10 protein-coding genes are annotated in these 10,764 nt (G+C 59.7%); 3 read left to right on the forward strand and 7 right to left on the reverse strand.

All coding sequences use genetic code 11. The annotated features are described in order from the left end of the window. Window positions 1-265: 265 nt before the first annotated feature. Both AUK77_RS01780 and AUK77_RS01785 read right to left on the reverse strand, forming a co-directional pair. Window positions 266-1,471 carry an ATP-binding protein gene (locus tag AUK77_RS01780; RefSeq protein ID WP_296125529.1) on the reverse strand — a complete coding sequence of 402 codons (1,206 nt, stop codon included), beginning with the start codon at window positions 1,469-1,471 and terminating at the stop codon, window positions 266-268. Window positions 1,472-2,236: 765 nt separating this feature from the next. Then, on the reverse strand, window positions 2,237-2,770 hold the full coding sequence (locus tag AUK77_RS01785; protein ID WP_296125530.1) for a DUF4410 domain-containing protein: 534 nt from the start codon (window positions 2,768-2,770) through the stop codon (window positions 2,237-2,239). 316 nt (window positions 2,771-3,086) lie between these two features. On the opposite strand from AUK77_RS01785, the gene AUK77_RS01790 reads away from it, so the two are divergent. Together AUK77_RS01790 and AUK77_RS01795 are read left to right on the forward strand one after the other, a co-directional pair. Next, window positions 3,087-4,211: an alkene reductase gene (locus AUK77_RS01790; RefSeq protein ID WP_296125532.1), complete on the forward strand. Its 1,125-nt coding sequence runs from the start codon at window positions 3,087-3,089 to the stop codon at window positions 4,209-4,211. Between the two features lie 91 nt (window positions 4,212-4,302). Then, window positions 4,303-4,608, forward strand: a complete 306-nt coding sequence (locus AUK77_RS01795) for a metalloregulator ArsR/SmtB family transcription factor (RefSeq protein WP_296125534.1) — start codon at window positions 4,303-4,305, stop codon at window positions 4,606-4,608. Window positions 4,609-4,761: 153 nt separating this feature from the next. On the opposite strand, the gene AUK77_RS01800 is transcribed toward AUK77_RS01795, so the two are convergent. The 4 genes from AUK77_RS01800 to AUK77_RS01815 all read right to left on the reverse strand — a co-directional run bounded on the left by AUK77_RS01800 (window position 4,762) and on the right by AUK77_RS01815 (window position 8,849). Beyond that, the gene (locus AUK77_RS01800; RefSeq protein WP_296125536.1) at window positions 4,762-5,949 is read right to left on the reverse strand and encodes an MFS transporter; all 1,188 of its coding nucleotides are present in this window, start codon (window positions 5,947-5,949) and stop codon (window positions 4,762-4,764) included. Between the two features lie 73 nt (window positions 5,950-6,022). Beyond that, window positions 6,023-7,066, reverse strand: coding sequence for an alcohol dehydrogenase catalytic domain-containing protein (locus AUK77_RS01805; protein WP_296125538.1), 1,044 nt, complete (start codon window positions 7,064-7,066; stop codon window positions 6,023-6,025). Beyond that, window positions 7,063-8,178 carry an FAD-dependent oxidoreductase gene (locus AUK77_RS01810; RefSeq protein ID WP_296125540.1) on the reverse strand — a complete coding sequence of 372 codons (1,116 nt, stop codon included), beginning with the start codon at window positions 8,176-8,178 and terminating at the stop codon, window positions 7,063-7,065. Before AUK77_RS01810 ends, AUK77_RS01805 begins: the two co-directional genes overlap by 4 nt. Window positions 8,179-8,180: 2 nt before the next feature. Continuing rightward, on the reverse strand, window positions 8,181-8,849 hold the full coding sequence (locus AUK77_RS01815) for a cupin domain-containing protein (protein WP_296125542.1): 669 nt from the start codon (window positions 8,847-8,849) through the stop codon (window positions 8,181-8,183). A 267-nt stretch (window positions 8,850-9,116) separates the two neighbouring features. Between AUK77_RS01815 and gcvA the strand changes: the two genes are divergently transcribed. Next, a complete protein-coding gene (gcvA, locus tag AUK77_RS01820; RefSeq protein ID WP_296125543.1) occupies window positions 9,117-10,028 on the forward strand; it encodes a transcriptional regulator GcvA in 912 nt (303 codons plus the stop codon). A gap of 97 nt (window positions 10,029-10,125) precedes the next feature. Here the strand turns inward: gcvA and AUK77_RS01825 are convergent, their stop codons facing one another. Then, window positions 10,126-10,572: a DUF4437 domain-containing protein gene (locus AUK77_RS01825; RefSeq protein WP_296125546.1), complete on the reverse strand. Its 447-nt coding sequence runs from the start codon at window positions 10,570-10,572 to the stop codon at window positions 10,126-10,128. Window positions 10,573-10,764: the final 192 nt, after the last annotated feature.

Below are 10,764 nucleotides of genomic sequence, written 5' to 3' on the forward strand. Positions count from 1 at the left end.
CGGAGCACGCCGCGAGGCGAGCAAAAGCCACGCTGGGTGCTGGCTGCGGGCGGATACATAGCGTTCTGAACGCTGTTGCGCGCTTTCTTCCATGACGGTCACTGAATCGCCCCTAGTTTCGCAGGCACCTTACGGCCTCATAATACGGCCTACTTGGAGGTGCCGTGTGGCAAATCGGTGCCAAGGCTAGCTTCCCAAGACTTACTGGGGTCGATTCAGGGCTCACCTGAAGTCCCTGTCAGTGGAAGCCATCGTCTGAGCTAGATTAGCTTGATGAAGAACCCGGCTTCCAATCATGGCCCGGCATTATCCGGCGCATGAACTCATCGAACATAGGTACCGTGAAAGCAGTATCGCCGTGGTTTGGACTCCAGATCATCCCTTTACCAATAAGGGAGCTGCGAATCGGTCCAAGCGACTGGCTGCTACGGTTCAGTATCCCGGCAATATCTCCGGAGCGATGGGGGCCCTCACCAAGTTCTGACATAGCTCTGAGATAGACCTTCTCGGCAACAGTCATCCGGTCGAATCGCACCAGGAAGAAGCTTACATCTAGTGCCGCAATAGCTTGCACTGAGGCATCCTGGACATCCTTAAGGGTGATGCGGTCGTTGGATGCCGCATCCCATGCGCAACTGCCCCACGTCTGGATGAAGTAGGGATAACCACGGGTTACCTCGACCACCCGCTCTGCGGCATCAGGGTCGACTTGAACGTTCTCGTCTTCTGCAGGTTTTACAAACGCAATACGGGCTTGATCTGGCGGTAGAGGGCCAATCTCGGGATAGTCGAAAAGCCTCTCTGCATAGGACTTCGCATTACCCGCTCGCCCCCGAAGCTGGGGCAAGCCTGCGCCAACCAACGCCACCGGCAAGGCCAACTGCGAAACACGGTGAAGAGCCGTAATTAGGGCAGCAAGTTGGCTCTCTTCCACGTACTGGAGTTCGTCAACGAAGATGATCAGAGCGGTACCGGCTGCCTTAGCCACTTCACCAACCTGGGTAAGCAGGGCAGACAGATCGCCCTCAAGGTCACCGTTGTCGGCGAGGCCTGGCTCCGGATCGTAATCAAAGCCAAGCTCGATATCGCCAAACTTAAGCTTCAGGGCCGAAGCAAAGCCAGCGAGGGCGCGCAAGCCAACAATAGCAGCTGCTCTTGCAGTCTCTACCCGGCTTAGACGCAGCAACGCCAGTCGCAACTGTGGTGCGAGAATCGCCGGCAGTGATCTGGTCTCTGGTGCTTCCACGTAAACCGTGTGGAAGTTTGATGCCTCGGCGTCGCGCTGCATCTGGTTGAGCAGCACAGTCTTGCCTACGCCTCGAAGGCCTACCATGATCACGCTCTTGGCAGGCCGACCAATCCGGATGCGCTCAATGGCAACCCTTACTTGTTCACGAAGGTTGTCACGGCCAGCGAGCTCTGGAGGTCGAGTTCCTGCGCCAGGCGCGTAAGGGTTTCTGATTGCGTCCATGTGTTTATACCGAAATTTATCAAGTTATCGATATAAGATAATATGGGTTAAACTTTATATATCTTCAAGCACTTCTTTCCCACCGGTGCTGACACTTGGCGCAGGTCAGGCAGCTTGGACTTCAAAGCGTGTTTGATTTTGGCGTCGTCAACGTGCTGTCGTCAGCAGGAGTCACGGTGAGACTTTTGAACATAATCGGCCCTTTGCTTTGTTCGTGGACGTCTGCCTAAGGCCAAAAGCGACTTCGTAAGCATCAACTCATGATCAGGGGTAGGTGAGGAAAGCGCCTGCCGCTGCTCGCTATCAAGACGGGACAGCTAGGGTTCTACGTCATTCAACTCTGCAAACTGACTCCACTGAGCTTGTGGTCAAAAAGCACAATCGCCGGATTCGTCCGCGTGCCGCATGTGTAGAACCTTAAGTGACACCAGCTGATATGAAGCTACATCACCAAGTACAGTAGAGAGCCAGTAAAGACGTGGCTTACAGTAGGTTTAGAACGTTTATTATCATCTAAAATCTCCCTACCGCATTGCCCTCCGAAGGAGGGGTCGTGGGTTCGAATCCCGCCTGGTGCGCCATATAAAACAAGGGCTTAGGTGAAAACCTAGGCCCTTTTTTATGCTTCACTGAGTTGTATCGTTACGGCTGAACGGGTTAACCGGGTGTGCCTGCTGTGCACACGGGTCGCCAGTACCACGTGCTCGTCAGCCCTCGCTCCACCGGGCACTGACCGTGAACCAAAGATCACATCCCCGCCAACACTCAGGGCTGACTGGCCAGTGATCGGCTGATTTCGTCTGCCAGCTCACCTGCCACCTCATCGATATTACGGTCGAGTGCGCGGCGCTCCAGCAGGAATTTGGCCGCTGCAAGCTGCGGGTTACGGGTGATCAGAGCGCCCGGCAATCGACCAGAGCGATCCTCGCCGTTCAGCTGTTGCAACTCGCCAGCAGCCAGATCACTGATCCAGACCTGCGCTTCGACGCTGCTGGCACCTGCCCCCAGCCCCACGGCGGTTCGCAACAGACGGCGCCCGGCCTGGCTGGAGAGCTGCCCTTGCACCAACCAGCCATGCGGCGGTAACGGTGCTTGATCACTGAGAAGTTGCACCGGAATTTGCCGAACCAATAGTGCGCGCTTCAACGCGTCATCCAGTTGTGCAGCACGCTCACGTTGCTGAGTATCGGCGGGGTTTTCCACTGCAAAAGTACTCAGGTACACCACCTGTTGAGGGGTAGCAGCGCCGGCAAGCAGCGGCAGAAACAGGGCAACAACAGCGAGCAAAATCGAGGGCATAGGAGGCACAAACCGAACAATGGGGCCCTTACGCTAGAACAGCGACCAGTTGCTGTCGAGGCCGGCGCAATGAATCAACTCGACCTCAACCAGCGACCGTCTCAGACCGCCTATTCCTTCCGTGATCGAGCCCATGCGCGAGACCGATTGCAGTTCGTCAAATTTAGATATTTGTATTTATAGATATGATGGGTAGAATGCCGCCCATTGGCCGTTTCGATAAGGCCGGGTGGCCCTGAGTCCGTGGGCACAACACGCCTTTGAACCAATATGACCGGACCGACATATCTATAATTCGCTATATATGGATTCAACCATGACGCACAACGTTCTGTTCACGCCGACCCAGCTGGGCCCATTCACCCTGCGCAACCGCATCGTGTTGCCGCCCCTGACCCGCTCACGCAGTTCTCAGCCAGGCAACATCGCCAATGAGCTGATGGCCACTTATTACGGCCAGCGCGCAGGTGCCGGTTTTATGGTCAGCGAAGGCACGCAGATAGAGCCACGCGGTCAGGGCTATGCCTGGACACCGGGTATTTACAGCCCCGAGCAAATTGAAGGCTGGAAGAAAGTCACCACGGCGGTGCATGCCGAAGGCGGGGTTATTTTTGCCCAGCTGTGGCACGTGGGGCGGGTATCCCACACCTCGCTGCAACCACATGGCGGTGAGCCGGTGGGGCCGTCCGCGCTGCCGGCGCGCAACGTTAAAGTCTTCATTGAAACCGCACCCGGTGCAGGGGCTCTAGCGGAGCCTTCCACTCCACGGGCTTTGTCCACTGCTGAAGTCAAAGAGCTGGTACAGCTTTATGCCCAGGCAGCGCGTAATGCGCTGGAGGCGGGCTTTGATGGGGTCGAGTTGCACTGCGCCAATGGTTATCTGGTCAATCAGTTCATCTCGGCGCACAGCAATGTGCGTACGGATGAATATGGCGGCTCCCTGCCGAATCGCTTGCGTTTTCTCGCTGAGATCACCCAAGCCGTGGCCGATGTGGTGGGTGCCGATCGCTTGGGTGTGCGCTTTGCCCCCTTGTTCGCCAGCACTGACGAAGAGCGTGTGTACCTCGGCTTGGTCGAGGAGAACCCTCACGAGACCTATATCGAAGCCATCAAGGTGCTTGAGGCGGTCGGCATTGCTTACCTGTCACTGGCCGAAGCGGACTGGGACGATGCCCCGGAGTTGCCAGACACCTTCCGCCGCGCGGTTCGGGAAACCTTCAGCGGGCGCATCCTCTATGCCGGCAAGTACACCCCGCAACGGGCAGAGGCGGCAATTACGGCGGGGTGGGCAGACATGGTTGCTTTTGGCCGACCCTTTATTGCCAACCCCGATCTTCCCGCGCGCATTGCCAACGACTGGCCGCTGAACGAGCTCGATGCAACGAGCATGTATGGCGGCACTGAGCGCGGGTACAGCGACTACCCGACTTACCAAGGCTAAGTAACCTCGCGGCGCGCGCTCGGTGAGAGGGCGCGCAGCGGGCCAAGGCACAATCTGGTAGAGTCGCGAAAAATCACTGAATGCCGTGCACATGAGCATTGACGTTACCGAAGCGCTTAAGGCGTTGGATAATCCAACCCGTTTAGCCATCCTCAGCCTGCTGAAGAACCCGCGAGAAAACTTCCCTGAACAGGAGGCCAATCCCGAGCAATTTGGCGTGTGCGTGAGCATCATTCAGGAGCGCGTTGGGCTGTCGCAGTCCACCGTATCCAACTACCTGGCGGCCCTTCAGCGTGCCCAACTGGTCAGCTCCCAACGCATTGGCCCGTGGACGTACTACAAGCGCAATGAAGCCAGCATCGCGCAGTTACTCAAGGCGCTGGAACAGGTGATCTGACACACCTCGCCTGCCTGACATCAGCGATGCCTGCACGACTTTTGCACCGCCCTAACGCGGCGGTCAGCACCCTCACACTTGGAATAAAAAGAGGGCGGTCACCCGCCCTAAAACCAAAGGTCATCCTCTGGAGCATTCGTGAACGGCCCGGTTTTAGTCGCCGCGCTGTCCGGCTGTTCTAGCCCCCAGCCAAATCAAAGAAGCGGCAGCCAAGCCCAGCCAGGGCAGAAGCACGAGGTTCAGGGTTTGCCAGCCAAGTGCATGCAGCAGGCCACCGGCACCGAACGAGCAAACCAGCCCGACGGCAAATATCAGCATGTCGTTGATGGCCTGCGCGCTGCCTTTTTCGGCCGGGGTGTAGGTGCTGGTCAGTAGGGTTGTGCCGCCGATGTACATGAAATTCCAGCCGACGCCGAGCAGAATCAGCGCACTGGCGAACGAGCTAAAACTTGTTCCGGTCAGGGTGAGCAGAATGTGGCCGATAAACAGCAGCACGCCGACAAGCATGATGCGCAGCACGCCAAATCGAACAATCAACGTGCCGGTGATAAACGAGGGCAGGAACATGCCGAGCACGTGGAGTTGGATCACGGTGGCGGCGGAACCCAGCCCGTGATCGTGGTGCAGCATCGCCAGCGGTGTGGCGGTCATGGCCAGAATCATGATGCCGTAGCCGGTGGCCGCGCCGAACAGGGCAACGCGGTAAGTTGGCTGCGCCACGATCTGCCGCCAAGGGCGACCTGCGGCACGTTCGCTATGCGCTGGTTCGTCAGCTGGCATGTGCAGGCCCAGCAGAACGCCAGTGGCCAACAGCGATACCACAGCGAGAATCAGGAACGAACCCAAGTACTCCGGCTGCTGAATGGGCCCACCCAAGCGTGCCAGTGTCGGGCCAGCCAGAGCGGCGACCACACCGCCGGCCATGACCAGGGAAATGGCGCGCGGGCGGAATGCCGCGTCCGCCACTTCACTCGCGGCGAAGCGATAGAACTGGGCGAATGCCTGGTAAGCACCGACCAGGAAGGTGCCGAAGGCAAGCATGGGCAGCGACGCCTGAGAGATGCCCAGCGCGGCAACCAAGCCACCGGCCACACCCAGCAGCGAGCCGTACAAAAAGCCGACGCGACGACCCACTCGCACCATCCATAAGGAGGCCGGGAAGACCATGATCGCCGTGCCCAGAAACATTGTGGCGATGGGCAGGGTGGCCCACGTGGGCGATGAGGCGATTTGGCTGCCAGCCAATGCGCCGATGGTCATGACCATAATGGAGACGACCTGAAACAGGGCCTGCGCAGCAGCCAGGATAAGAACCTGGCGGTGCATGCTTGTGTTGTGCATATGGAACCTACTGGGTCGTACTATTTAGGAAACCGGCGCAGCGCGCACGGCGTAACAAGCGGCTAAGCGGTGTTCATGGCGCTGGCGACGGGCGCGTCATGCTGAGGACCATGCGGAATTTGACGTCGCCGGATTTCATCTTCTGGTAGGCCTCGTTGGCCTGTGCCAGCGGCATCACTTCAATCATTGGGCGCACACCAGCCAGCACACTGAAATTCAGGGTTTTCTCGTTCTCAAAAGGTGAACCGGTGATGGAGCCCAGCACGCTGCGTTCACCGATCACCAGATGCCCCGCCGAAACCGGCAGCGGATCTTTGCCAGCGCCAAGCAGCACCAGCCGCCCTTGCGGGGCAAGCCCCGGCATCAGCGCCGCAACGCTGTCGGCATGGCCGACGGTGGTGACGATGGCCTGAACGCCACCCATGCGCTGCAGTGTGCTGGCGGCATCGGTCTGCTGACTGTCGATATAAAGGTGCGCACCGAGCGCCAGTGCCTCGTCGGCAATATCCACGCCGCGCCCCACGGCGACCACCTTGAACCCCATGCGACGCGCGTACTGCACGGCCATGTGGCCCAACCCGCCGATGCCCAGGATGACAACGCTGTCACCGGCCTGTGCGCCGCATTTCTTCAGGGCATTGAAGGTGGCGATACCGGCGCAGAGGATCGGCGCGGCCTCTTCCGAACTCAGCTCATCGGGAATCGATACCAGCCCTGTGGCGCGCGCGATCATCATTTCAGCGTAGCCACCATCACAGCTGGAACCGACAAAAGGTTGCTGCTGGCACAGCTGAAACTGTCCCTGGCGGCATTGAGCGCATTCATTGCAATAACCGCCCAAACGCCCGACGCCGACGCGCTGGCCGATGCGCCAAATGGCCGGGGTGTGGCTGCCCAGCGCTACGATCCTGCCGACCACTTCGTGGCCCGGTACGCGCGGTGGCTGCAGGTTCGGATCTGCCCGTTCGATGTCGGCGACATCCGCACCGCAAATACCGCAAGCCTCGACCTCAATCAGGACTTCGCAGCTCGCCGGCATCGGCGTTTCTCGCTGCACCCATTGCAGCACGCCAGGGCGGGCAATTTGCATAGCGCCATAGTGTGTTTTCAGGCTCATGTCGGAGCGCCTTCGGTGCGCAGCAACAGCGCCTGTACACCCATGCTCGCCGCCTCAATGGCTCCGGCAACGTAGCCGGGGAACTGCGCCGACCACTCGCTGCCAATGCCCGTCAGGTAGCCGACCCACGGTCCCGCATCAGCCGTGGGCATGGGTGCCTGCGCATGCTGGGCAGCGCCCTGCTGGTCGGCCACAGTGGTTGTGAAAGGTTCCTGCGCCCAATCCTTGAGGAACTCGGCTGTGGGCTTGGCCGCCTCCGGGCCGAACAGTCGTTCGAGTTGCACCCGGCAAAGCCGCCGTAACTGCTCTTCGCTCACGGTTTGGCGCATGCTGGCTGGAACGCCGAGAAAGCCAAACAGCGCCGCACTGCCGCCCGGGATTGAGGCGTCGTGAATTTCGCCCAGCGGGCCACGAACGCTTCGCGCCTCACCAGACAGGCCCTGTTCGCGCCAAAAAGGTCGCTCGTAGATGGCCACGTATTTAGCGTGAGGGGCCATCCACGTCGCGGTGGCTTGCCATTGCCGCGCTAACACCTTAGGCAACGCGGGCGTGAAGGCGATGCTGGTTTCAGCCAGACGCGGCGGCAGGGCCAGCAGCACATGCTCCACGCACCAGGTGGTGCTGCTGCCCGCGGCATCGACACTGTGCAATTGCACATGGTTATTCACGCGATGGAGATGGGTCACCTTGTGCCCGGTCCTGATCCGCGTCGCATCCAGACGCTCGCGCAACGCATCGGTCAACGCCGCCATACCGCCCATCAGCCGCATCGACGGCGGCGCGTTCAAGTAACCCGGGGAGCGCGTGAGCGGCCCTTTGGCTGAGCGTTCCATCACCATGTCGCCCGCCTCAAACTGCTCAAACCGCTTCAGGCCCAAGTCGTGGACAAGGCGATCAAGTTGGCGCTGATCACCCGGCCAAAACCAGGACGGGCCCAGATCGAAACGCTCCAGCGGTGACGCACCGGCTGGCGCGACGGAGACCACACGCCCGCCGACCTCTGGGCGCGCCTCAAACACCACATAGTTGCGGATGCCTCTTTGCTCCAGCAGGTAGGCGGCATAAAGCCCACTCAACCCTGCGCCGACGATGGCCACACGTGCTGTTTGCATGCTCATATCAGCTGCGCCGTTGCGGCCAAGTGGCCCGTTTTCAAATAAAGCGTGACGCCCTGGCTGCCAGCGACAATCACCGGGGGCTGACCGTGCGGCAGGCGCATCCAGCTGCCGCCTTGGTAAACCTGCCCGTCGGCCAGCAACTCACCGCTTAGCACCAGCAACTCCGCGCCTTTTACCGGCGCAGAGAACAGCACCTCACCGCTCGCCAAACGCTGCAAGCTGACCTGTTCATGGGCGCTGACAAACAGTGGGCACACCTCGCGGTCATCTTCTATATGCCAGTTGTCGGGGTCTTGCGTGTCGATACGCACACGCTGCTCATCGTCCGCGCTCATCTGCCAGAGTTTGACGAAGATGATCGCGCCTTCATGGCTGTATGGCCGATGGCTAGACCCAGGCGGATTACGCAAATACCAGCCGGCCGGGTAATGGCCTTCTTCTTCAGAAAAGGTCCCGGCAAGCACCAAGATTTCTTCGCCGCCCGGGTGCGCATGCGCGGGAAAATCCGACTCCGGCGCGTAGCGCACGAGGGAAGTCGCACGGGCTTTTTCACCGCCAAGTCGGTCCAGCATCATGCGCTCGATGCCCTGCTGAGGTGAGGCCAACCATTGGTACTGTTGCGGCGCGACGACGGCGCGACGGGAAAAATCGGCGTTAACGAGCATGGGGTTACTCCAGAGTTCATGGGAAGCTGACGGTCTGGCCTGCTCTCCCGGGAATTAACGTGTTCACCGGGCCGTTGCCGGTGAAGCTTGCAATGGGCACAACCCAACGGGGCCGACGCCACACAATCGGCAAGAAAAACTTCTATGCTCGTTGGCGTAAACGCATTGCAGCGCTTGGTTTTTCCGCTTGAGGGCTATTCTTTGCTATTCCCTGTACACGGACAAACCAGATAAAGTGTCACCAACTAAAAGAAAATCTTTATCACTATGAAACTACCCGTACACCTCAACGCCTTGCGCGCCTTTGAAGCCAGCGCCCGCCACCAGAGCTTTTCTGCGGCGGCGAGCGAGCTGAATGTCACGCCCGCCGCTGTCGGCCAACTGGTTCGTACGCTGGAAGACTGGCTGGGTACGCCGCTGTTTCATCGCACCAGCAGCGGCAAGGTTCGCCTCGTTGCCACGGAAACGGCCGAACGCGCCCTGCCGGACATCCGCGCGGGCTTCGACCGCCTGGCGTTGGGGCTGGAGCGGCTGCGCGAAGGTTCGACCACCGGTGTTTTAACCGTCACCGTGAGCCCGGCCTTCGCCGGCAAGTGGCTGCTGCCGCGCATTGAAAGTTTCTACGCCGCCTGGCCGGACATGGACGTGCGCCTAGACACCAACCTCAAACCGGTGGATTTTGCCGCGCAGCGCGTGGACATTGGTGTGCGCTATGGCCCGGGCAACTGGCCGGGGCTGGTCGCCGAAAAGCTACTGGATGAAGAGGTCTACCCGGTCTGTTCACCCAACTTGCTGACCGATAAGCAGCGTTTGCAAACGCCAAACGATCTGGCACGCGAGACCCTGATTCACGACCTGTCGATGGACAGCCATACGGGTTTTCCGACCTGGGAAACGTGGCTGCAAAAAGCCGATGTGACAGCTGAAAGCAGCGCGCGCGGGATGAAAATCAACAACTCGGTCGCCGTGTTGCAAGCGGCGATTGACGGGCATGGTGTGGCGCTGGCCCGCAGCGTGATGGCGCGCGACGACGTGGCGGCGGGTCGCCTGGTGCGGCTATTCCCACAGGTTGAATTTGCCTCGGCGCTGGCCTATTACGTGGTGTACCGGCCGGAATGCGCCAGCCTGCCAAGGTTGCAGGCGTTCCGCGATTGGCTCATGCAAATGGCGGCCCGCTAACCTCCGCTGACGCACAAAAAACGCCTCCAGCCATTCACGCCTAACGCGCGGTGGCTGGGGCGGACATCATTATTGAACGCGGTAAAGCACGCTCAGGTTAATGGCCCTTGGCCTCGGCAAAATCACGCGCCCCATCCAAGCTGATAAACCAGACGCACTCATCAGACTCGCATGAGTCGCCATGCGGCTGACCCGCAGGCTGATACCAATAACTGCCTGGCCCCATGTTGGCCGCCGTCTGCTGCGAGCCATTGGCGTCCCAGTGCCTCATCACACCTTTGATCACCACGAGTTGGTAGTTGGCGGTGTGGGTATGCATGGGAAAAGCACCACGGCCCATTTTCATGACGATGGACGAGGCCTCCTGTTCAGGATTACCGCGCACCGGTGCTATCTGTGGTTCGCCCGGTTTCTGGGCGCTGAATGTCAGCGACTCAAAGGGCGTGACAATCATTTCAGGGGCTGCGGCAAGGGTAAATCCGCTGGCCAAAAGGGCGAAAGTGGCCAAGCCAGCGCGCACGATGTTGCAACTGTAAGTAACCATGGTGACTCCTTAATAGACGTTAGAAAGGGGGTCGCACGTCCTAAGCGCCGCGCAGATACAAACCCTGCGCGGCACATCGGCTGGGTTATTAGCCCCCTGAATTCAACCCATAAGTGCAACGCTCACCCCTGCATACACTTCGTACGGTGTCTTCCAGCCCAGGCGTTTGCGTGGGCGTAAATTGATCTTCGC

The sequence above is a fragment of the Pseudomonas sp. Ga0074129 genome, from assembly GCA_001465025.1.
Lineage (GTDB): Bacteria > Pseudomonadota > Gammaproteobacteria > Pseudomonadales > Pseudomonadaceae > Aquipseudomonas.

Excerpts from the sequence above, each read along its gene's own strand:
- AUK77_RS01805 (WP_296125538.1), bottom strand. The coding sequence starts at position 7,066 with ATGAGCCTGAAAACACACTATGGCGCTATGCAAATTGCCCGCCCTGGC.
- AUK77_RS01780 (WP_296125529.1), bottom strand. The coding sequence starts at position 1,471 with ATGGACGCAATCAGAAACCCTTACGCGCCTGGCGCAGGAACTCGACCT.
- AUK77_RS01800 (WP_296125536.1), bottom strand. The coding sequence starts at position 5,949 with ATGCACAACACAAGCATGCACCGCCAGGTTCTTATCCTGGCTGCTGCG.
- gcvA (WP_296125543.1), top strand. The coding sequence starts at position 9,117 with ATGAAACTACCCGTACACCTCAACGCCTTGCGCGCCTTTGAAGCCAGC.
- AUK77_RS01815 (WP_296125542.1), bottom strand. The coding sequence starts at position 8,849 with ATGCTCGTTAACGCCGATTTTTCCCGTCGCGCCGTCGTCGCGCCGCAA.
- AUK77_RS01825 (WP_296125546.1), bottom strand. The coding sequence starts at position 10,572 with ATGGTTACTTACAGTTGCAACATCGTGCGCGCTGGCTTGGCCACTTTC.
- AUK77_RS01810 (WP_296125540.1), bottom strand. The coding sequence starts at position 8,178 with ATGCAAACAGCACGTGTGGCCATCGTCGGCGCAGGGTTGAGTGGGCTT.
- AUK77_RS01790 (WP_296125532.1), top strand. The coding sequence starts at position 3,087 with ATGACGCACAACGTTCTGTTCACGCCGACCCAGCTGGGCCCATTCACC.
- AUK77_RS01795 (WP_296125534.1), top strand. The coding sequence starts at position 4,303 with ATGAGCATTGACGTTACCGAAGCGCTTAAGGCGTTGGATAATCCAACC.
- AUK77_RS01785 (WP_296125530.1), bottom strand. The coding sequence starts at position 2,770 with ATGCCCTCGATTTTGCTCGCTGTTGTTGCCCTGTTTCTGCCGCTGCTT.